This window comes from Bradyrhizobium sp. PMVTL-01 (genome assembly GCF_051861855.1).
In the GTDB taxonomy this organism is placed as follows: domain Bacteria; phylum Pseudomonadota; class Alphaproteobacteria; order Rhizobiales; family Xanthobacteraceae; genus Bradyrhizobium.
The window spans coordinates 1343593-1365371 of sequence record NZ_CP193982.1 but is presented as its reverse complement, the minus strand read 5'-3'; the positions used below and the strand labels follow the sequence as shown (position 1 = coordinate 1365371).

At 65.6% G+C, this 21779-nt stretch carries 19 protein-coding genes; 10 read left to right on the top strand and 9 right to left on the bottom strand.

The window, feature by feature from the left end:
- Positions 1 to 88 precede the first annotated feature (88 nt).
- Positions 89 to 1009: a LysR substrate-binding domain-containing protein gene (locus tag ACRQ5Q_RS06430; protein ID WP_439370774.1), complete on the bottom strand. Its 921-nt coding sequence runs from the start codon at positions 1007 to 1009 to the stop codon at positions 89 to 91.
- A 125-nt stretch (positions 1010 to 1134) separates the two neighbouring features.
- Between ACRQ5Q_RS06430 and ACRQ5Q_RS06425 the strand changes: the two genes are divergently transcribed.
- The 4 genes from ACRQ5Q_RS06425 (at position 1135) to mdlC (ending at position 6079) form a co-directional block, all read left to right on the top strand.
- Positions 1135 to 2304 (top strand): acyl-CoA dehydrogenase family protein, encoded by a 1170-nt coding sequence (locus tag ACRQ5Q_RS06425; protein WP_439370776.1) that lies wholly within the window; start codon positions 1135 to 1137, stop codon positions 2302 to 2304.
- Between the two features lie 9 nt (positions 2305 to 2313).
- The gene (locus ACRQ5Q_RS06420; protein WP_439396539.1) at positions 2314 to 3414 is read left to right on the top strand and encodes a CaiB/BaiF CoA transferase family protein; all 1101 of its coding nucleotides are present in this window, start codon (positions 2314 to 2316) and stop codon (positions 3412 to 3414) included.
- A 14-nt stretch (positions 3415 to 3428) separates the two neighbouring features.
- Positions 3429 to 4280: an FAS1-like dehydratase domain-containing protein gene (locus ACRQ5Q_RS06415; RefSeq protein ID WP_439370778.1), complete on the top strand. Its 852-nt coding sequence runs from the start codon at positions 3429 to 3431 to the stop codon at positions 4278 to 4280.
- Between the two features lie 176 nt (positions 4281 to 4456).
- Positions 4457 to 6079 carry a benzoylformate decarboxylase gene (gene mdlC, locus ACRQ5Q_RS06410; protein ID WP_439370779.1) on the top strand — a complete coding sequence of 541 codons (1623 nt, stop codon included), beginning with the start codon at positions 4457 to 4459 and terminating at the stop codon, positions 6077 to 6079.
- Between the two features lie 212 nt (positions 6080 to 6291).
- Here the strand turns inward: mdlC and ACRQ5Q_RS06405 are convergent, their stop codons facing one another.
- Both ACRQ5Q_RS06405 and trhA read right to left on the bottom strand, forming a co-directional pair.
- Positions 6292 to 7086, bottom strand: a complete 795-nt coding sequence (locus ACRQ5Q_RS06405) for an SDR family oxidoreductase (protein ID WP_439370781.1) — start codon at positions 7084 to 7086, stop codon at positions 6292 to 6294.
- A 70-nt stretch (positions 7087 to 7156) separates the two neighbouring features.
- A complete protein-coding gene (trhA, locus tag ACRQ5Q_RS06400) occupies positions 7157 to 7852 on the bottom strand; it encodes a PAQR family membrane homeostasis protein TrhA (RefSeq protein WP_439370782.1) in 696 nt (231 codons plus the stop codon).
- Between the two features lie 184 nt (positions 7853 to 8036).
- Here trhA and ACRQ5Q_RS06395 point away from each other — a divergent pair, with 184 nt between their 5' ends.
- The 3 genes from ACRQ5Q_RS06395 (at position 8037) to ACRQ5Q_RS06385 (ending at position 11023) form a co-directional block, all read left to right on the top strand.
- Positions 8037 to 9506, top strand: a complete 1470-nt coding sequence (locus ACRQ5Q_RS06395) for a YcjX family protein (protein ID WP_439370784.1) — start codon at positions 8037 to 8039, stop codon at positions 9504 to 9506.
- Positions 9503 to 10531, top strand: a complete 1029-nt coding sequence (locus tag ACRQ5Q_RS06390) for a YcjF family protein (RefSeq protein WP_439370786.1) — start codon at positions 9503 to 9505, stop codon at positions 10529 to 10531. Before ACRQ5Q_RS06395 ends, ACRQ5Q_RS06390 begins: the two co-directional genes overlap by 4 nt.
- 291 nt (positions 10532 to 10822) lie before the next feature.
- Entirely contained in the window at positions 10823 to 11023 is a 201-nt protein-coding gene (locus ACRQ5Q_RS06385; RefSeq protein WP_027527932.1) for a cold-shock protein, read from the top strand.
- A 173-nt stretch (positions 11024 to 11196) separates the two neighbouring features.
- Here the strand turns inward: ACRQ5Q_RS06385 and ACRQ5Q_RS06380 are convergent, their stop codons facing one another.
- Positions 11197 to 11658 (bottom strand): Lrp/AsnC ligand binding domain-containing protein, encoded by a 462-nt coding sequence (locus ACRQ5Q_RS06380; protein ID WP_439370787.1) that lies wholly within the window; start codon positions 11656 to 11658, stop codon positions 11197 to 11199.
- 114 nt (positions 11659 to 11772) lie between these two features.
- Here ACRQ5Q_RS06380 and putA point away from each other — a divergent pair, with 114 nt between their 5' ends.
- The 3 genes from putA (at position 11773) to ACRQ5Q_RS06365 (ending at position 16897) form a co-directional block, all read left to right on the top strand.
- The gene (gene putA / locus ACRQ5Q_RS06375) at positions 11773 to 14772 is read left to right on the top strand and encodes a bifunctional proline dehydrogenase/L-glutamate gamma-semialdehyde dehydrogenase PutA (protein ID WP_439396537.1); all 3000 of its coding nucleotides are present in this window, start codon (positions 11773 to 11775) and stop codon (positions 14770 to 14772) included.
- A gap of 115 nt (positions 14773 to 14887) precedes the next feature.
- The gene (locus ACRQ5Q_RS06370; RefSeq protein WP_439370790.1) at positions 14888 to 16093 is read left to right on the top strand and encodes a CaiB/BaiF CoA transferase family protein; all 1206 of its coding nucleotides are present in this window, start codon (positions 14888 to 14890) and stop codon (positions 16091 to 16093) included.
- 156 nt (positions 16094 to 16249) lie between these two features.
- Positions 16250 to 16897 (top strand): glutathione S-transferase family protein, encoded by a 648-nt coding sequence (locus tag ACRQ5Q_RS06365; RefSeq protein ID WP_439396536.1) that lies wholly within the window; start codon positions 16250 to 16252, stop codon positions 16895 to 16897.
- A 46-nt stretch (positions 16898 to 16943) separates the two neighbouring features.
- On the opposite strand, the gene ACRQ5Q_RS06360 is transcribed toward ACRQ5Q_RS06365, so the two are convergent.
- The 5 genes from ACRQ5Q_RS06360 to ACRQ5Q_RS06340 all read right to left on the bottom strand — a co-directional run bounded on the left by ACRQ5Q_RS06360 (position 16944) and on the right by ACRQ5Q_RS06340 (position 21615).
- Positions 16944 to 17108: a hypothetical protein gene (locus ACRQ5Q_RS06360; RefSeq protein WP_439370793.1), complete on the bottom strand. Its 165-nt coding sequence runs from the start codon at positions 17106 to 17108 to the stop codon at positions 16944 to 16946.
- A gap of 28 nt (positions 17109 to 17136) precedes the next feature.
- Positions 17137 to 18684 (bottom strand): hypothetical protein, encoded by a 1548-nt coding sequence (locus ACRQ5Q_RS06355; protein ID WP_439396534.1) that lies wholly within the window; start codon positions 18682 to 18684, stop codon positions 17137 to 17139.
- Between the two features lie 93 nt (positions 18685 to 18777).
- Positions 18778 to 19749, bottom strand: coding sequence for a hypothetical protein (locus ACRQ5Q_RS06350; RefSeq protein ID WP_439396532.1), 972 nt, complete (start codon positions 19747 to 19749; stop codon positions 18778 to 18780).
- Between the two features lie 474 nt (positions 19750 to 20223).
- Positions 20224 to 20721, bottom strand: a complete 498-nt coding sequence (locus ACRQ5Q_RS06345; protein WP_439396530.1) for a TPM domain-containing protein — start codon at positions 20719 to 20721, stop codon at positions 20224 to 20226.
- 3 nt (positions 20722 to 20724) lie between these two features.
- Positions 20725 to 21615 carry a TPM domain-containing protein gene (locus ACRQ5Q_RS06340; protein WP_439396528.1) on the bottom strand — a complete coding sequence of 297 codons (891 nt, stop codon included), beginning with the start codon at positions 21613 to 21615 and terminating at the stop codon, positions 20725 to 20727.
- Between the last annotated feature and the right edge of the window lie 164 nt (positions 21616 to 21779).

Here is a 21779-nt window from a genome sequence, read left to right as displayed (position 1 = left end):
CAGTTGGACTCGCGGAGGCCCCCCTCACCCGGAATTTGCTCCGAAAATTCCGGCCTCTCCCCCGCAAGCGGGGAGAGGCAAAGAAAGGTCAACTCAACTTGATGTCCCACACCCCTTCCTTGCGGCAGGCGGCGACCTCCTCGCGCAGGAGCGCGGTGATGGCGAGCGAGGCCGTCGAGGCCGGGCGGTCGATCGGAGAAGCGAAAATGAGCTCGCGCGTCATCGGCTTGGACACGGCGGTGGTTTCCAGCCGCCCCTCCGCGACCTCGCCATGGACCGACGAGGGTGGCAGCAGCGCGAAGCCGAGGCCTTCCTCGACGAGGCTCGTCAGCACGCGGAACGAATCCGCTTCCAGCTGGACGTCGAGCTTGATCTTGCGCTGGGCAGCGGCGTGCTCGATCAGCGCGCGAAGACCGTGGGAATGACTGGGCAGCACCAGCCGCTGCCGCAGCAGCCAGCCGATGTCGACGCTCTTCTTGCGCGCGAGACCGCAGCCGCGCGGGCCGACCGCGACGATGTTGTCGCGCCCGAGGCTCTGCACGTTGAGATGCAGATCGGCCGAGCGGCCGTAGAGGATGGCGAGGTCCATCTCGCCGCGATGCAGCCATTCGACCAGATGGCCGCTGTAGCTCTCGACGATGCGCAGCGAGATGCCGGGAAATTTCTCGACGCAGCGCCGCGCAAAACGCGCCGACAGCACGCAGCTCACGGTCGGAACCAGGCCGAGCACGACCTGCCCCGACGGCGGTCCCTTGGCCGACTGGATGTCGTCGCGGATCTGGTCGATCTGCCGCACGATGCCGGAGGTGCGCGCGAGCAGCAGCCGCCCCGCCTCGGTCAGCACCATGCCGCGCCCGTTGCGGGTGAACAATTCGGTGCGCAGCTCGTGTTCCAAGAGCTTGATCTGCCGGGAGAGCGCCGGCTGCGCCACGCGCAGCGTGTCGGAAGCCTTGGAGAGGCTGCCGAGCTCCGCCACGCAACTGAAGGTCCTGAGCTGCCGGAAATCCATGCTTGCCAATCCTGGAAGGCTACTCCATACGCTATAACAAATGAGCATAGGGGGCTGGCGATGTTTTCTCAACGCCAGAGGATGGGCCGGCGTTATCTTGAGTGCCGCTACAATTGGGAAACGCCATGAGTGAAGAACACCACACCGAAGATCACGCCGACATCCGCGAGGCCGTCGCAAAGCTCTGCGCGCAGTTTCCCGGCGAATACTGGCGCAAGCTCGATCGCGAGATGGCGTACCCGAAGGCTTTCGTCGATGCGCTGACAGAGGCCGGCTATCTCTCGGTGCTGATCCCGGAAGAGTATGGCGGCGCGGGGCTGAAGCTGTCGGCTGCGGCTGCGATCCTGGAGGAGATCCAGCGCGCGGGGTGCAACGGCGGCGGCTGCCATGCCCAGATGTACACGATGGGCACCGTGCTGCGGCACGGCAATGCCGAGCAGAAGGCTAAGTACCTGCCGAAGATCGCGAGCGGCGAATTGCGCCTGCAGGCCTTCGGCGTCACCGAGCCGACCAGCGGCACCGACACCTCGTCGCTGAAGACCTTTGCGCGCAAGGAAGGCAACGACAGCTACATCGTCAATGGCCAGAAGATCTGGACCAGCCGCGCCGAGCACTCCGATCTGATGGTGCTCTTGGCGCGCACCACGCCGAAGGAGCGGGCCAAGAAGCGCACGGATGGCCTCTCCGTTTTCATCGTCGACATGCGCGAGGCCAAGAACAATGGCCTTGAGATTCGCCCGATCCGCACCATGATGAACCACGCCACCACCGAAGTGTTCTTTACCGACATGAAGGTGCCGGCCGAGAACCTGATCGGCGAGGAAGGCAAGGGCTTTCGCTACATCCTCTCCGGCATGAATGCCGAACGCATCCTCATCGCCGCCGAATGCGTCGGCGACGCCAAATGGTTCATTGCGAAGGCGACCAACTACGCGAAGGAGCGCAGCGTTTTCGGCCGGCCGATCGGCCAGAACCAGGGCATCCAGTTCCCGATCGCCAAGGCCTACGCCTCGATGCGCGCGGCCGAGCTGATGGTGAAGGAGGCGACGCGCAAATACGAGGCCGGGCTCGACTGCGGCGCCGAGGCCAACATGGCCAAGATGCTGGCGGCGGATGCGTCCTGGGAAGCGGCGAACGCGTGCATCCAGACCCATGGCGGCTTCGGCTTTGCCGAGGAATACGACGTCGAGCGCAAATTCCGCGAGACGCGGCTTTACCAGGTGGCGCCGATCTCGACCAACCTCGTGCTGTCCTACGTCGCCGAGCATGTGCTCGGCATGCCGCGTTCGTACTGAGGTCACGCCATGGGAGCACTTGACGGGATCAGGGTGATTGCGGTCGAGCAGGCGGTGGCGGCACCGTTCTGCTCCTCGCGTCTGGCGGATGCCGGCGCCGAGGTGATCAAGGTCGAGCGGCCCGAGGGCGATTTTGCCCGCGGCTATGACGCGGCGGCCAAGGGCCAGAGCAGCTATTTCGTCTGGCTCAACCGCGGCAAGCAGTCGGCGGTGGTCGATCTCGCCACGAAAGAAGGCCGCGCCGAGCTTGAGAAGCTGATCGCCAGCGCCGACGTGCTCATCCAGAACCTCAAGCCGGGCTCGATGGACAAGCTCGGCTTCTCGCGCGAGCGGCTTTTGAAGGACTATCCGCAGCTGATTTCGTGCACAATCACGGGCTATGGTGACGAAGGTCCCTACGCGCATCGCAAGGCATATGATTTGCTGATCCAGGCCGAGAGCGGGCTCGCCTCGATCACCGGCAATCCTGACGGCGCCTCGCGCGTCGGCATGTCGATCGTGGATGTTGCGACCGGCGCGACTGCGCACGCGGCGATCCTGGAGGCGCTGATCGCACGCGGGCGCACCGGCAAGGGGGCCGATATCCGCATCTCCATGTTCGACGTGATGGCAGACTGGTGCACCGTGCCGCTGCTCAACGCGGAGGCCGGCAATCCGCCGAAGCGCATGGGCCTGCGCCATCCCTCGATCGCGCCCTACGGCGTGTTCACCTCGAAGGACGGCAAGGACATCCTGATCTCGATCCAGAGCGAACGCGAATGGAAGACGCTGTGCGCGAAGGTGCTGGATCAGCCCGATCTGCCCAGCGATCCGCGCGTCGCCAACATGGTCGAGCGCGTGCGCAACCGCGACTTCACCGACAAGACGGTCGCCGACATTTTCGGCAAGATGACCCGCGATGAGGTCTTGAAGCGGCTGTCGGATGCCGACATCGCCTTTGCCGAGGTCAACACCATGGCCGACCTCACCAACCATCCGCATCTTCGCCGCATCGAGGTCGACACGCCGAACGGCCGCGTCAGCTATCCCGCGCCGGCGCCGATCGTCGTCGGCGAGACGCGCAGCTATGGCGCGGTGCCGGCGATCGGCGAGAAACCAGCCAAGAAGTAACAGAGCGAGGCGTCATGACCGAGAAGCTCGACATCGATCATCTCAGGCAATGGATCGGCCGCAGCACGGAAGCCACCGACATCGTCACCGCGCAGCTCGTGAGGGGCCTGCGCGCGACGCTGTTCCAGGAGGTCGGGGAGCCCAAAAAGGGCGATGCCGCGCCATTCACGGTGCACTGGTGCCTGGCGCAGCCGGTGTTTCCGATGTCGATGCTCGGGCCCGACGGCCACCCCACCCGCGGCGGCTTCCTGCCGCCGGTGCCGCTGCCGCGCCGGATGTGGGCCGGCGGCGAGATCGAATTCCTGCAGCCGCTTCGGGTCGGCGATGAATCGACCCGCACCTCGCGCATTGCCGATGTGCAGGTGAAGACGGGCTCGACCGGCACGCTGTGCTTCGTCTCGGTCGAGCACAGTATCTCCTCGCCACGCGGCACCGCCATCCGCGAGCGGCAGGACATCGTCTATCGCGAGATGACGAGCAGCGCGCCCGCGAGCGCCAAGGCGCCGCCTACGCCGCCGAAGGCGCAGCACCGGGAGACACACGTCTCCGATCCCGTGCTGCTGTTTCGCTATTCCGCGCTGACCTTCAACGGCCACCGCATCCATTACGACCGCGACTACGTCACCAAGGTCGAGGGCTATCCGGGCCTGATCTTCCACGGTCCCTTGCAGGCGGCGCTGATCATCGAGATGGCGGCAAAGCTGCACGGCGGCAAGGCGCCGAAGAAGTTCAGCTATCGCGGGCTTCAGCCGCTGTTCGAAGGGACGGAGTTCTCCGTCAACGCCAATGACGGCGGCGAGAGCATGGAGCTGTGGACCGCGAATGCCGAGGGGCAGCCGACGATGAAGGGCACGGCGGTGTGGTAGCCGCCGCTGTTTCCTCCTCGTCATTGCGAGCGTAGCGAAGCAATCCAGAATCTTTCCGGAGCGGCTCTGGATCGCTTCGTCGCATCAGCTCAAAATTGCTACGCAATTTTGTCGCAAGCTCCTCGCAATGACGGGTGGGGCTGCTATTTTCGATAAACAACAAGGGGACGGAGACCATGGCCAAGAACGGCAAGACCGGCAGCAAGTCCGTCACCGTCAAGCAGGCGACGCTCGACCTGCTGCGCGCCTTCGGCATCACAAAAGTGTTCGGCAATCCTGGCTCAACCGAGCTGCCGTTCCTGAGCGACTGGCCCCACGACATCGACTATGTGCTGGCGCTGCAGGAAGCGTCCGCGGTCGGCATGGCCGACGGCTACGCACAGGCGACGCGCAATGCCGGCTTCGTCAACCTGCATTCGGCGGCCGGCGTCGGCAACGCCCTCGGCAACATCTACACCGCGCACCGCAACCAGACCCCGCTGGTGATCACCGCGGGTCAGCAGGCCCGCTCGATCCTCCCCCTGCAGGCGTTCCTCTATGCCGAGCGCGCCTCGGAATTTCCGAGGCCCTACGTCAAATACAGCGTCGAGCCGGCGCGGGCCGAGGACGTGCCGGCCGCAATCGCGCGCGCCTATTACACCGCGATGCAGCCGCCCTGCGGGCCGACCTTCGTGTCGATCCCGATCGATGATTGGGCACATGCATGCGCACCCATCGAGGCGCGCAAGGTCAGCCGCGAAATCGGGCCCGAGCCTGACGCGATGAAGGCGCTGGTCACAGCGCTCGATTCGGCAAAATACCCTGCGCTCGTCGTCGGCCCAGGCGTCGACCGCGCCGGCGCGGTCGACCTGATGGTGCGCGTGGCCGAGAAGGCCAAGGCCAGCGTCTGGGTCAGCCCGTTCTCGGCGCGCTGCTCGTTTCCGGAGCGGCATCCGCAATTCTCAGGGTTCCTGCATGCCTCGCCGGCGCAGCTGTCCGACGCCTTGCGGGAGCACGACCTCCTCGTCGTCGTCGGCGCGCCGGTCTTCACCTTCCACGTCGAGGGGCATGCCGCGATTTTCGATGGCGGCGCAACGATTTTTCAGATCACCGACGATCCCGATGCAGCGGCGGTGACGCCGGTCGGCACCAGCATCATCGCGACGATGAAGCCGGCGCTGAGCCTGCTGCTGGATCTGTTGCCGGAGAGCAGGCGCGCCACGCCGAAAGGCCGCACGCTGCCGCCGGCGCCGCAGGCGGCCGATCCGCTGCCGGTGGAATTCCTGCTGCATTCGCTGTCGCAGGCGATGCCCGACGGCGCGTCACTGGTGGAGGAAGTGCCCTCGCACCGGCCGGCGATGCAAAAATTCCTGCCGATGCGCGGCCAGGACAGCTTTTACACGATGGCGAGCGGCGGTCTCGGCTATTCCTTGCCTGCCGCGGTCGGCATGGCGCTGGGCAAGCCGAAGCAGCGCACGGTTTGCCTGATCGGCGATGGCTCGGCGATGTATTCGATCCAGGCGCTGTGGACCGCCGCGCAGCGCAAGCTGCCGCTCACCGTGGTCGTCATCAACAATTCCGGCTACGGCGCCATGCGCTCGTTCAGCCAGGTGATGCAGGTGCGGAACGTGCCGGGACTGGAACTGCCGGGGATCGATTTCGTGAAGATCGCCGAAGGCATGGGGTGTCATTCGGTGCGGGTGAGCAAGGCGGCCGAGCTTGGCAAGGCGCTGAAGCGCGGAATCGCGTTCGAAGGGACGAGCTTGGTGGAAGTCGTCGTGGATTCCGCGGTGCCGGTGCTTTACGGGCAGAAGCATTAGGGTACGTGTAGTGCCGTAGCCCGGATGAGCGCAGCGACATCCGGGGTCGACCCACACCGCGTGATCTATCGATCAACACGGGCATCAGGACCGCGGGAAGGGTAACGACCCGTCTTCGCCAAACTACTCCCTGTGGTTATGGGTCCCGGCCTTCGGCGGGACGACGGCGGAATGCTTGGCGCAAGGGTGCCTCAAACAGGATGACCTGACGGTCACTTCCCGAACTCCTCGCGCATCTTCGCCTGGATCTTGGCCATACCGCCGATCCAGCGGTCGTAATTCTCGGTCTTCTTGCGCATGTAGCCGAGTACCTGGGGGTGCGGCAGGATCAGGAATGTCTCCTGCTCGAGGCCAGCGAGCACGTCCCTCGCCACCTGCTCCGGCGTGAGATCGCCGTCGCCGGATTGCGGTCCCTTGGGGATCGAGCGCAGCATGTTGGTGTCGACACCCTGCGGGCAGAGGATCGAGACCTTGATGTTGTGGGCCTTGTGCGAGATCGCGAGGTTCTCGGCAAAGCCGACGGCGGCGTGCTTCGTCGTCGAATAAGCGGGGCTGCCGACCTGCGAGAGCAAGCCTGCAGCCGAGATCGTGTTGAGGAAATAGCCGCCGCCGCGCGCCTTCATGCGGGGGACGAGATGCCGCGCCGCATAGACGTGGGCCATGACGTGGATCGCCCAGCTGCGCTGCCAGGGCTCGTCGGAAGCGCCGCCGGCATTCACCGACATCGGATCGAAGCCGCCGCCGATGCCGGCATTGGAGCAGAACAGTTCGATCGGGCCGAACTGCCGCTCGGTCTCCTCGATGACGTGGGCGATGTCCTTTTCCTGCGCGACGTCGCATTTGAACGCCGCGCCATCGACCATCGCGGCGACCGCCCTTGCATTGGCGGCGTCCATGTCCGCGACGACGACCTTGGCGGCGCCCGCTTTGTGAAAGGCCTCGCACAGCGCCTTGCCGATGCCATTTGCGCCGCCCGTGACGACCACGACCTTGCCGGTCACCTTCATGCGACGTCTCCTCTCGTCGTGTCTTGTACCGCTTTATACCGCGCCGCTTATTCCGCGTCGTCGGTTCTGCTCAGCTCAACACGAGGCCGAGCACAGCGGTATAATGGCATGCCGCGCCGGCCAAGACAAAGCCGTGCCAGATCGCATTCTGGAAGCGCAGCCGCCGCCAGGCATGGAAGATCACGCCAAAGCTGTAGAGCAGCCCACCGGCAAGGATGAAGCCCAGCACCAGCGCGGGCAGCGCCCTGACCACGGGACCGTAGAGCATCACGCCGCTCCAGCCCATCGCCAGATAGATGCCGACCGAGACGCGATCGAACCGGCCGGGGAAGAACAGCTTCAGCCCGATGCCTGATATGGCGACGCACCAGACGCCGGCGAGCAGCATCAGCGCGAACACGCTGTCCTTCACCTCCAGGATGAACGGCGTGTAGGTCGCGGCGATCATGAGATAGATCGCCGAATGGTCGAACCGCCGCAGCAGCCATTTGGCCGGCGACACCGGCCAGAGATTATAGGTCGCCGACAGCACGAGCATCGACAGCAGGCCGGCGACGTAGATCGAGACGCCGACGATGTCGGTCGCCGTCGCGTAGACCGCCGTCAGCACCACCAGCACGATCGCGGCGATGAGGCCGCCGAGGACGCCGATCGCGTGGACGACGCCATCGGCGATCAGCTCGGCGCGGTCGTAATCCCAGCCGATCACGTCGGCAGCGGCGTGGACGGAAGAGGATGCGAACTGTTTCAGCTGGAACACGGTCATGGCAATCCGCAAAGGCTAAGGCAATGCCCTCTTCATATGGGTCTTTCGGACCGGCGCGTCGTTCAAGCGGCTGATTTGCCGACAAAGGCGGTGGAAGTATGAAAGCTTGATTTTCCTCAACCAGTTGCCACTTTTGTGACTAATCCGATTTGCGTACCCCTCGCCCGAGCCCCCTCACGTTCATATGGCATTCAGTTTCCAGGATATGGTCGAGGAAGCGCGGCTGTCGGCCCGGGCGCTGATCGACTTTGGCGAGCATTTCTTCAACCCGACAGTGCGGCTTGGTGTCACCGGCCTGTCGCGAGCCGGTAAGACCGTATTCATCACCGCGCTGATCCATGGACTGACGCGTGGCGGGCGGTTTCCGGTGTTCGAGGCCTATGCCTCGGGCCGGATCGCGCGGGCGCATCTGGCGCCGCAGCCTGATGATGCCGTGCCGCGCTTTGCCTATGAGAACCATCTGCGCGCGCTGGTCGAGGAACGGCGCTGGCCGAACTCCACCGTCGACATCAGCGAGCTCCGCCTCGTCATCGACTACCAGCGCCCGAACGGCGCCGACCGTACGCTGACGCTCGACATCGTCGATTATCCCGGCGAATGGCTGCTCGACCTGCCGCTGCTGCAGAAGAGCTACGAGCAATGGTCCGCTGAGAGCCTGGCGCTGTCGCGCGAGGCGCCGCGCGGGCATCTTGCGAGCGAATGGCTCGCGCATCTTGCAACGCTCAAGCCCGAGGCACCCGAGGACGAACAGGCGACGCTGACGGCCGCAAAACTCTTCACGAACTACTTGCGCGCCTGCCGCGACGAGCGTTTTGCCATGAGCCTGCTGCCGCCCGGCCGCTTCCTGATGCCGGGCAATCTCGCCGATACGCCGGCGCTGACCTTTGCGCCGCTCGACGTGCCCGTGGGCAGACAGGCACCCGAGGGATCGCTGTGGGCGATGATGGTGCGGCGCTTCGAGGCCTACAAGGACGTCGTGGTGCGGCCGTTCTTTCGCGATCATTTCGCGCGGCTCGATCGCCAGATCGTGCTGGCCGATGCGCTCGGCGCGTTCAACTCCGGCCCGGAGGCGCTGCACGATCTCGAAGCCGCACTCGCCGGCATTCTCGATTGCTTCAACATCGGCCGCAGCACCTTGCTCTCCAGCCTGTTCCGGCCGCGCATCGACCGCGTCCTGTTCGCGGCAACCAAGGCGGATCATCTGCATCATTCCAGCCACGACCGACTCGAGGCCGTGCTGCGCCGTGTCGTCTCGCGTGCCGTTGCGCGGGCAGAAGATACCGGCGCGGCCATCGATGTCGTCGCGCTCGCTGCGGTGCGCGCCACGCGCGAGGCGCAGGTGGCGCATGGCCGCGACAAATTGCCGTCGATCCTGGGAACGCCCGCCGCGGGCGAGAGCGCCGGCGGCGAGTTCTTCGACGGCAACACCGAGGTTGCGACTTTTCCGGGCGATCTGCCGCTGGATCCCGAGCCGCTGTTCAATGGCGGGGACGCGTTCCAAGGGTTGTCGACGCAAGCTGCCGAGGAGAGCGATTTCCGCTTCCTGCGCTTCCGGCCGCCAAAGCTCGAATGCGAGGGAACGGACGAGCCCGTACTGCCACATATCCGCCTCGACCGTGCCTTGCAGTTCCTGATCGGAGACAAGCTGTCATGAACGACCGATCGAAGCCACGGCGGCCGGCAACGTTCCGGCTCGACGATCCCGGCGTCGTCGTCACCGAAGCCGACGAGACCAGCCGGCTCGCGCGCGCCACGATCCAGATCACGCCGGAGCCCGATCCATCGACATTGCCGGTGCCGGTTCAAGCCGCGCTGCCGGCGCGGCGCGGCTTTCCGTGGGGCACGCTGTTCTGGTCGGGGCTTGCGGGATTGACGCTGCTCGGCACCGGGCTTGGCGTCGTGCATCTGATCGAGGACCTGTTTGCGCGCAGCGAAACACTCGGCTTCGTTGGCGTTTCCTTGGCCTTCGTCACCGCGCTCGCGCTCGCGGTGGTGATTGGCCGCGAGGCCTTTGGCCTGGCGCGGCTTGCGACCATCGAGAAGCTGCATCAGCGCGCCGCCACTGTGCTTGCCAGCGACGACCGCAAGGAGAGCCGCGTCATCGTGCAGGATCTGCTGAAGATCGCGCACCAGAATCCGCAGCTTGCGCGCGCCCGCGCCACGCTGGAAAGCCACGCCGGCGAGATCATCGACGGCGCCGACATGATCCGCCTCGCCGAGCGCGAACTGATGTCACCGCTGGATGCCGAGGCGCGCCGGCTGGTGTCGTCGGCGGCGCAAAAGGTCTCAATCGTCACCGCGGTCTCGCCCCGCGCGGCGATCGACGTGCTGTTCGTGTTCATGGCCGCGCTGCGCCTGATCCGCCAGCTCGCCTATCTGTACGGCGGCCGTCCCGGCGCGCTCGGCATGATCCGCCTGCTCCGCCACGTCGTCGCCCACCTCGCCATCACCGGCGGCATGGCTGCGAGCGACAGCCTGGTGCAGCAGATGCTAGGCCACGGCATCGCGGCCAAGTTGTCGCAGCGATTGGGCGAAGGCGTGCTCAACGGGCTGCTGACGGCGCGGCTGGGCCTCGCCGCGATCGACGTGACGCGGCCGCTGCCCTTCGCGGCGCTGCCGCCGCCGAAGCTGTCGGATCTGGCGACGGATCTGCTGCGGAAGAAGGACGACGAGGAGTAGGGCTCTTCTTACCCTCCCCTGGAGCGCCCTCCGGGGGAGGGGAAGGAAGAATGACCGGCAGCGGCAGCACCGCGACCCATTGACTGATGGCGCGCGGCGCACGCGCCGACTGACCGCGAAACGGGCAAAACCGGCAAAAACGCCGCTAAGTTGAGCGGAATTCGGCGAAAGGGGGATGTGGTTTGAGCTACCATGCCCGCCACATTCCGCGTATCCTGTTAGGACCGAACCGGCCGGTTGGCGGGGACTGGCGGTTCGCGATCTCGGAGGAAGACCCGCGGAGAAGACGTGATGCCCAAAGGTACGGTCAAGTGGTTCAACCCGACGAAGGGTTATGGATTTATCCAGCCTGCGTCGGGAGGCAAGGATGTGTTCGTGCATATCTCGGCAGTGCAGAAGGCCGGTCTGTCGACCCTGAACGAGGGACAGACGGTTGAATACGAAGAGATCGCAAACCGGGGCAAGACCTCCGCAGAGAACCTCAAAGTATAAGCCCGCCAGCGTTTCGCTGCCTCCCGGATCACCTCCGGGAGCGAGGCCAAAAGAATTTAGAAGACGGTCAGTGCATTCGACGACCCGGCGTTGCGATTGCGCGAGGATAGCTATTTTTCCCGCGAAAACCACGGATTCAACGCCTCGGCAATGACAATCGCGACGGCATTTCGCTAACCCACCGGCAACGGTGCGTCGCGCTTGATCTCTTCCATCACCGCATAGGTCCGCGTCTCGCGCACGCCGGGCATCGACAGCAGGGTCTCGCCAAGGAAGCGCCGATACGCCGTCATGTCCGCAAGCCGCGCCTTCACCAGATAGTCAAAGCCGCCGGCAACCATGTGACACTCGAGCACTTCAGGGGCGAGCTTCACCGCGCGCGCGAAGCGCTCGAAATTGTCGGGCGTGGTCTTGTCGAGCAGCACCTCGACGAACACGAGCAAGCCGAGGCCGAGCCGGTGCGGATTGAGCCTGGCGCCGTAGCCCTCGACGAAGCCCTCGCGCTGCAGGCGCTTCAGCCGCTCGCCGATCGAGGTCGGCGACAGGCCGATGCGCTCGGCGAGTTCGACGTTGGCGATGCGTCCATCTTCCTGCAAAATCCAGAGGATTTTCCGGTCGATTCGGTCTAGTTCCATATCTTATACGGCCAATGCGTTTCTATTCTTCATTTCCTAAGGCAAAGCGGCTAATTTGTCTATCGAACTACGGGAGCGCAGGCCTTATTCTTGATGTCACCCACAGGACACGCCATGCCGAACCTTCCGCCGCCCTTCACAGCTCCCTACGCCCCTGACGATGCCGAGATCGCCGCGCGCCTGTTGCCGGCCTCGCATCTGTCCCCGCCGCAGGAGGCGCGGATCGACCGCACCGCGACGCGGCTGATCGAGGCGATCCGCAAGCGCGACGACAGGCTCGGCGGCGTCGAGGACATGCTGCGGGAATTCGCGCTCTCGACCAAGGAGGGCCTCGCGCTGATGGTGCTGGCCGAGGCGCTGCTGCGCGTGCCGGATGCGCGCACTGCCGACCAGTTCATCGAGGACAAGCTCGGCGAGGGCGACTTCATCCACCACGAGACCAAGTCCACGGCCTTCCTGGTCAATGCCTCGGCCTGGGCGCTCGGCCTGTCGGCGCGCGTGATCCAGCCCGGGGAGACGCCTGACGGGACCATCGGGCGTCTGGTGAAGCGACTGGGTGCCCCCGCCGTGCGTACCGCCACGCGCCAGGCGATGCGGCTGATGGGCAATCATTTCGTGCTGGGCGAGACCATCGAGCAGGCGCTGGAGCGGGGACGCCCGCGCTCCGGCCAGAAGCCGCGCTATTCGTTCGACATGCTCGGCGAAGGCGCGCGCACGGCTGCCGACGCCAAACGCTATTTCGACGCCTATGCCAGTGCGATCGAGACGATCGGCAAGGCGGCCGGCAACCATCCCCTGCCCGACCGGCCCGGCATCTCCGTCAAACTCTCGGCGCTGCATCCGCGCTTTGAGGCGATCAGCCGCGAGCGTGTGATGGCCGAACTGGTGCCGCTGCTGCTGGACCTCGCGCAGCGTGCCAGGGCCTATGACCTCAACTTCACTGTCGATGCCGAGGAGGCCGACCGGCTGGAGCTGTCGCTCGACGTGATCGGGGCAACGCTCGCCGATCCCTCGCTCAAGGTCTGGGACGGGTTTGGCCTCGCAATCCAGGCCTATCAGAAGCGCGCGAGCGCGGTGATCGACTATGTCGATGCGCTCGCCCGCGCGCATGACCGCAAGCTGATGGTGCGGCTGGTCAAGGGCGCCTATTGGGACACCGAGATCAAGCGCGCGCAGGAGCGCGGGCTCGACGGCTACCCCGTGTTCACGCGCAAGGCGATGACGGACCTGAACTACGTCGCCTGCGCGACGAAGCTGCTGGCCTTGCGGCCGCGCATCTTCCCGCAATTTGCCACCCACAACGCGCTGACGGTCGCGACGGTGCTCGAGATGGCCGGCGGCAGCGGCGGTTTCGAATTCCAACGCCTGCACGGCATGGGCGAGGCGCTGTACGAGCAGCTTGCCAAGGACCACCCTGATATCGCCTACCGCACCTATGCGCCGGTCGGCAGCCACCGCGACCTGCTCGCCTATCTGGTGCGGCGGCTTTTGGAGAACGGCGCGAACTCGTCCTTCGTGGCGCAGGCCGCCGACTATCGCGTGCCGGTGCCGGCGCTGTTGCAGCGGCCGGCAGATGCCATCGCCCGGCCGCAAGCGGCCGCGCATCCCAGGATCCCGTTGCCGGGCGATCTGTTCGCACCGGAGCGGCGCAATTCGCGCGGCGTCGAGTTCGGCGCGCGCGCCGCGCTCGATCAGTTGCTGACGGACGTGAAGGCCGAGGCCGCCGACCTCAAGCCGATCACTGACGCCACGCCGGAGCAGGCCAATGCGGCAGTCGCCGCAGCGCGTGCAGGCTTTGCTGCCTGGAGCCGGACGCCTGCGGGCACGCGCGCGGCGGCGCTGGAGCAGGCCGCGCATCTGCTGGAGAGCCGCAGGGCGCATTTCATCGCGCTGCTGCAAGCCGAAGGCGGCAAGACGCTCGACGATGCCTTGTCCGAGCTGCGCGAAGCCGCGGATTTCTGCCGCTATTATGCCGCGCAAGGCCGCAAGTTGTTCGGCGTTGATGCCGCCATGCCCGGCCCAACCGGCGAGAGCAACGCGCTCGGCCTGCGCGGCCGCGGCGTCTTCGTCGCGATCTCGCCCTGGAATTTTCCATTGGCGATCTTCCTCGGCCAGGTCACGGCGGCACTGATGGCCGGCAACAGCGTGGTGGCAAAGCCCGCCGAGCAGACCCCGCGCGTCGCGCGCGAGGCGGTCGCCCTGCTGCACGAGGCCGGCATTCCCAGGAGCGCGCTGCATCTCGTCACCGGCGACGGCCGCATCGGCGCCGCGCTGACCGCGCACCAGGATATCGCCGGCGTCGTCTTCACCGGCTCGACCGAGGTCGCGCGCAGCATCAACCGGACGCTCGCCGCCAAGGACGGGCCGATCGTGCCGCTGATCGCGGAGACCGGCGGCATCAACGCCATGATCGCGGATGCGACCGCGCTGCCCGAGCAGGTCGCCGACGACGTCGTCACCTCCGCATTCCGCTCCGCTGGCCAGCGCTGCTCGGCGCTGCGGCTGCTGTTCGTGCAGGAGGACGTCGCCGACCGCATGATCGAGATGATCGCGGGCGCGGCGCGGGAGCTCAGAATCGGCGATCCCGCCGAGGTCGCGACCCATGTCGGGCCGGTGATCGACGCCGAGGCCAAGCAACGGCTCGATGCGCATGTCGCGCGGATGAAGAGCGAGGCGCGGCTGCATTTTGCCGGCACTGCTCCGGAGGGTTGCTTCGTCGCCCCGCACATTTTCGAGCTCAGGGCCGCCGGCCAGCTCACAGCGGAGGTGTTCGGCCCGATCCTGCATGTGGTGCGCTATCGCGCCGAGAACCTCGAACGCGTGCTGCAGGCGATCGAGCGCACCGGCTACGGCCTCACGCTCGGCGTCCACTCCCGCATCGACGACACCATCGAGGCCATCATCGAGCGCGTCCAGGTCGGCAACATCTACGTCAATCGCAACATGATCGGCGCCGTCGTCGGCGTGCAGCCGTTCGGCGGCAACGGCCTGTCCGGAACCGGCCCCAAGGCCGGTGGCCCGCACTACCTCGCGCGCTTTGCGACCGAGCAGACCGTGACGATCAACACCGCAGCAGCCGGCGGTAATGCGGCATTGCTTGCGGGGGAGGAGTGAGGCCCTGCGCCGGGCGCCGTTGCATCCCGGCAAAACATCGGTCTAATGCTCCAAGACTTGGCCTGCGCCAATTCCAGCGCACGGGAAACGACAAGAGCGAGGGAGCAACGCCGCGATGGAAAAGGGCATTTTTGCAGGGCTGAAGGTTCTGGACTGCGCGAGCTTCATCGCAGCGCCCGCAGCCGCGACCGTGCTGTCGGATTTCGGCGCCGACGTCATCAAGATCGAGCCGCCTGGCACTGGGGACCCCTACCGCAACCTGCCCAACCTGCCCGGTTATCCCACCGGCGAGCACAATTTCGCCTGGCTGCTCGAGGGCCGCAACAAGAAGAGCATCGCGCTCGACCTCGCAAAGCCCGAGGCGCAGGCCGTGCTCTACAAGCTCGTCGAAGAAGCCGACGTCTTCATCACCAACATGCCGCCGCCGGTGCGCGCCAAGCTCGGCATCACCTATGACCATCTCGCCCATCTCAACGACCGGCTGATCTACGCCTCCTTCACCGGCTACGGCGAGAAGGGCGAGGAAGCCAACAAGCCCGGCTTCGACAGCAACGCCTATTGGGCGCGCTCCGGCCTGATGGACCTCGTCCGCGCCGACATCCACACCACGCCGGCGCGCTCGGTGGCCGGCATGGGCGACCACCCCTGCGCCATGGCCCTGTACAGCGCGATCGTCACGGCGCTGTATCAGCGCGAGAAGACCGGCAAGGGCTCGCATGTCGCCTCCAATTTGATGGCGAACGGCGTGTGGGCGGCGAGCGTGCTGGCGCAGGCCAAGCTCTGCGGCGCCAAGTTTGGCGAGCGGCGCCCGCGCGAGCGCGCGCTGAACGCGGTTGCCAATCACTACCAGTGCAAGGACGGCCGCTGGCTGATCCTGTCGCTGCTGAACGAGGAGAAGCAGTTTCCGACGCTGGCCAAATGCCTCGGACGCGAAGACCTGATCAATGATCCGCGCTTCGCCACCAAGGCCGATCGCCACGCCCGCTCGGTCGAGCTGATCAGGATTCTGGACGAGACCTTCGCCACGAAGGATCTCGCCGAATGGCGAAAAATCCTCGACGGCAATGGCCTCGTGTTCGGCGTCGTCGCCATTCTCGACGACATCCCGAACGACAAGCAGATGCTCGACAACGAGGTGCTGGTGCCGTTCGAGAACGACACCATGCTCACCATCAACAGCCCGATCTGGGTCGACGGCGCCAAGAAGGTGCAGCCGCGCAAGCCGCCCGCTGTCGGCGAGCACAGTGACGAGATTTTGCGCGGGGCGGGATACGACGAGGCGGCGATCAAGCAGCTGCGGTCGAAGGGAGCGGTGGGGTAGGAGCGCGCGCTCGACAAACTCGGTCATCGCGACCGCAGCGGGGCAATCCAGAATCCCGGCGCGGATGCATTGCTGGATTGCTTCGCTGCGCTCGCAATGACGGCGAGGGACGATCCCGCTATAATAGTCGGCAATTCATGAATGCCGCGAGATCCCATGCCGCTCTACCGCCTGCACTACTTCCCCGAATCCGGCAACAGCTACAAGCTGGCGCTGATGCTGACGCTTTGCGGCGAAACGTTCGAGCCGGTATGGACCGACTTTGGCGGCGGCGTCACCCGTACGGCTGAGTGGCGCAAGTCCGTCAACGAGATGGGCGAGATTCCCGTGCTCGAAGTGGACGGCGTGAAGATGACGCAGACTGCGCCCCTCCTCTTGAAGCTCGCCGAGCAGTACGGCCGTTTCGGCGCCGAGACGGAGGAGGAAAAATTCGAGCTGCTGCGCTGGCTGTTCTGGGACAACCACAAGCTCACCAGCTACATGGCGACCTATCGCTACATGCGCGCCTTCACCGAGAAGAACGATCCGCAGGTGCTGAAGCATTTCCGGCGGCGCCTCGACGATTTCCTCGGCATTCTCGACGGACATCTCCAGCACAACGCCTTCGCGATCGGAACGAAGCCGACGGTCGTCGACATCTCGATGATGGCCTACCTGCACTATCCGAGTGATGAGCACGGATTTGATTTCGCGACGAGTCATCCCGCCATCCACGCCTGGCTTGGCCGCATGGCCGCGCTGCCCGGCTGGAAGCCGGCGTACGAGTTGCTGCCGGGCAAACGAATGACGAATTACGTGAAGTGAGGCACGCTCTCTTCCCCTCTCCCCGCCTGCGGGGAGAGAAGAGAAGCTACCTCAACGCCAGCCAGCCGAGCGTGAACAGGATCCCGCCGACGATCACGACCACCGCGACGGCCCAGCTGCTCACGCGGGCGCTGCCGGTGATCTGCTTGGCTTCCTCATTGCGCGCGATCTCGCGATTGCGCATCTTGTTGGCTTCGCTCGTGTCCGTCATGGGTCATCCAAACCAGGTTGGAGGCGGCCTAATGCGTCTTGATGAAGCACATGCCGATGCGGCGCGAGGCCGCGGCGGCCTGACAGGTCAAGCCCGTAGCACAGCTCCACGACGTAAAACTCTCATCTCGCGTTCGCGATCCTGCATCTTGCAGGGAACAATGCGCGCCCCAGCCGTCCTGATATTCGGTGCCGGCCAGCTCCGCGCTGCCGCGGGTCTGCGGCCGGCTGGCAAATCCGCGAGAGAAATCAGGGCTTTTCCCTGCGGCAAACGCGGTCAGGATGTCGCGGCGGCGCACCTGGTCGCCGACAAAATGCGGCGAGGCCGGCACGATGGTGGAATTGGACGGCTTGTCGGCGAGCCAATCCACCCCCGGAAAATGGAAGCCGCCGATCCCTCGGGTCTGGTGGCAGCCGGCGCAGGTGACATCGTTGAGACGGCGCTGGAAGCCCGCGACCGAGCGGACGTTCTGCAAGTCCCCGCGCGCGGCCGCCTGCTTCAGCGCGCCGACCACGTCGTTGTCGGTGAAGACGGGATCGCTTCTGCCCTCTCCTTTTTCTTCCCCTTGCATCATGCCGAACTCCGGCTGCAATGGCGAAGCATCGAGGCCGGTCGGCGTCGGCACTATCGCGGCCTTGGCGAGGAATTGCTCGGGGATCAGCACTGTGCCGCGATCGAACTCGCGGAGATTTTCCGGCGCGAGCAGCCAGGTCTTGAAATCGCGCCGGAGATCGTTGTCGGCAAGGATCCGGTCGCGGTCGATCTGGTTCTCCAGCGTGGACTCCTCGAACGTCTTCGTCGTGGCGTGGTACTTGAAGACCTTCAGCAGATAGTCGGAGCGGAAATCGTGCAGCGCCGATTTCCGTGCAATCGAGATCTGGATGTTGGTCTCGATGCGATCGAGCATCGCGTCGTAAGGATAGAAGCCGCCGCCGATCAGCCCCTGCCAGTCGCCATTGTCGAGCCAACGCCGCGCGACCTCGGCGCAACTGACCGGCCTGCCGCTCGCATCGGTCTGGCGCGCGTCGCGCGCCTTCATGACCAGATTGAACGTCATGGGGAGGCGCGTCGCCGTCGTGGCCCCTTCAGCCCCGGCATCGATGCGAGTCAACCGGTAAATCAAGCGGATCTCGCCGCAGGAGTCCTCCGACACATAGGCGCGATCCATGCGATTGACGATGCCGGCCAGTACGAAGCGCGTGTTGGGGGATTTCAGCACCGCCCGATCGAACAGCTGCACGTCAAAGCCTTCGCCGACGCCGATGGTCTTGGTCGGCCAGGCGGCTTTCTGCCGGGCGATGTAGCGATCGAACTCCGCGTCGACCGCGGCAGGAATGTCCTTGAGCTGCGGCAACCTCGAGAACAGCAGATCGTTCGTCAGCGGAAAGTTCGCGTTGCGCTCCGGCCATAACAGGCGCGAGATCGTCAGCACATCGTGCTCGTCGAGCTTGCGCAGGAGACCGGGATCGGTGATCGCCGTGCCGCGCGTGAGCTGCGCGGTCTCGGTCGCGCAGAGCGACATGACGCCGCCGAACAACGCGACCACAGCAACGACAATTCTCAAGGCCCGGCTCATGCCTCAGGTAACACCGCGCGGGCGAGCCTATTCAAGCAAAAAGGCGCTTCACAGCGAGGTGAAGCGCCTTTTCGAAAGTCGAATATCGAACGCTCAGCGTGCGACGATCAGGCCCTTGGTGGTGACGACGACCCAGCGGCCGTCCTGGCGGCGGATCGCGTCGACGCGGCCGACACCGGGGATGGGATCGCCGGCATAGACCTCATAGAGGCCGTTGCGGCTCTCGATCAGCGCGCCGCCGTTGGCGACGTCGCGCAGCCTCCAGCCTTCGAGCGTCGGCAGACGGCCGACCTCGGTCTTGGGCGCGGCGGGAACGGGCGCCGGAACGGCAGAAGCGGTCGCAACCTGCGCCGGCGAGATCGAGCCGGTCGTCTCCTTCGCGGGGGCGGGAACTGCCGCGGCCTGTGCGGGGGCAGCGGGTGGCGTGGCGCGAAGCTTGTCGACGGTCTCGGACAATCTTGCCAGCTTGGCCATCGGCTCGGCCTGCGCCTTCTCGAGCTTGTCGAGACGGTCGTTGGCCCGGTTGAACTGGCTGAGGCCGGTCTTGGAGGAGTGCTCGACATTCGCCTTGAGCGCAACGAGATCGGCATCGATCCGCGCGACGGACGCATCCAGCGCGCTGGTGTCGACGACCTGCACCGGCGCGGCGGCCGGGACAGCGAAGTGCATCATGCCGGCGGTCGCGAGCGCGCCGCTGATTGCACCGACGCAGGCGGCAACCGCGACCACGGCGGCCATCGCCGAGAGGCGACGCTTGCTGCCGGCCTCGCGCGGCTCGTCCGCCTTCACGTGCGGAGCGAACTCCTCGCGCTCCCAGGCGCGGTCGGCGGGAGCCATGACGATGAGCTTGCCGGGTTTGGGCTCGGGCTTGGTCTCGACCTTCGGCTCAACCCTGGCCTCGAACTTCGGCACCTCGATCCTTGGCGGCTCGACTTTGATCGGTTCGGGCTTCGGCGGCGCCTCGTGGTCGGGGGCGATCGAGGGGGCCTCGATCCCGGCCGCCGCGACAGCCTGCGGCGCTGCGGCCTCGACGGCACCGGAATCCTGGGCAGCCTGCTCAGCCATTGGTTCGCTCACGGCTCAAATACTCCAGTCTGGATTGACCTTTTGGTAACTTTCATTGCTTGCGAAATCCTTACCTTCGGACCCGCTTACCGAAATTTTAGGAACTCATCCGCGGCTGAATTGAGCCGGGAACGTGGAACCGGTGTGGCGGGCGTGAAACAGTTTGTAATCGGGACAAGATGAACGGCGGCGCAATGGACGCCACACAGCCCAATTCCCGCCCGTCATTCTGAGGCGCGAACCCTGTGGCGCAACGTGCCGCAAGGAGAGCCTCGATGGATGAACGGCCGGGCAGCAGCGGGGCCGTCGCCCTTCGAGGCTCACTGTGTTCGCGCCTGAGCGCGACGGTGAGAGAGTGGAGCGCGCTGCATCCTCATCGTCATTGCGAGCGCAGCGAAGCAATCCAGACTGTCTCCGCTGAGGGATTCTGGATTGCTTCGCTCCGCTCGCAATGATGGTGGCTAGAGCGGTGGACTACATCACCACCGGCGCATCCGGCAGCTCGTTCGCATGCGGGCCTTGCGGAGGAAAATGCCTTGCCAGTTCGCGTGACACTGCCGCGATGCCGGCGATCACCCCACGCTCGAACTGGCCGGACCTGAACTCGGCCTCCATCGCGCGGCAAATGGTCTCCCACCCCGCCGCGCCCACCTTCGCGTCGATGCCGCGGTCGGCGACGATCTCGACGTCGCGGTCGGCCAGCAGGAGATAGATCAGGACGCCGTTGTTGTGCGCGGTGTCCCAGATGCGCAAATGCGAGAACAGGTCGATCGCGCGCTCGCGCGCCGGCTGGTTGCGGAACAGCGGGCGACCGTCGAGCGCGCCTTCGACCACGAAGCGGACCTGGGCGGAATGGGTGGTCTCACCCTGCCGGATCGCCTGTTCAATGCGGTCGAGCGCGGCTTGCGGGAAGATCTGCTTCACCCGCCAATGGTGCTGCACGAGATGTCTGGCAATACGCTTGAGGCTCATGTCCTACCAGCTCCCCGAGGCGCCGCCGCCGCCAAAGCTGCCGCCACCGCCGCTGAAGCTGCCGCTGTCGCTTGACGAGCTGCTCCAGCCGCCGGACGAGGAGCCGCTCGACCAGGAGCCGCCGCGCGAGCGGCCCATGCCGGGCGTGATGGCCGAAAACAGATCGGCGATGAAGCCAATGATGAAGCCGAGCGCACCGAGCCCCATGGCTAGCGCAGCGGAGCCGAGAATGAGCCAGGTCAGCACGGCGATGATGCCCCCGGTCGCCAATGATCCGACCAGCCGCCCGAGCATGGCCCGAAAAAATCCGCCGATTCCGATCGAGACGAACAGCGTCACGATGAACAGCGGTGCGAGATCGTCCAGGCTGCCGAAGTTCACGGTGGGAGAAGGAACGGGCAATGGCTCGCCGTCGATCACCCGCATCATGCGCTCGACGCCATCGCTGATGCCGCCGGCAAAATCGCCCGTCCTGAATTTCGGCGTGATGATCTCGTCGATGATGCGCCGCGACGTGACGTCGGTCAGCGCGCCTTCGAGGCCGTAGCCGACCTCGATGCGCAAATGCCGGTCGTTCTTGGCGACGATGAGGATCGCACCGTCGTCGATCTTCTTGCGGCCGATCTTCCAGGCATCCGCAACGCGGATCGAGAACTGCTCGATCGTCTCGGGCTGCGTGGTCGGCACGATCAGGACGGCGATCTGGCTGCCCTTGCGCGCCTCGAAGTCACGCAGTTCTTGCGTGAGCGAGGCGACGTCGCTGCTCGAGAGCGTGCCGGTCTGGTCGACCACGCGGCCGGTGAGCTGGGGAACGGCGACATCGGCGAAGGCGGGAAATGCCCAGCCAAGCAACAGCGCGAATACGATGATCGTTCGCCACAAGTTCACTGTCATCGCCCGGCTTGCCGTCTTCGCTGGCGCTTCGCCGGCCCAATACCAAGTGCCCGGCGAAGCCCTTGGCGGAGCCGGGACCGGGCGATCCAGTATTCCAGAGATGCCAGCGGACTACAGAGAAGCCGCGGCGTACTGGATTCCCCGCCTTCGCGGGGAATGACGGC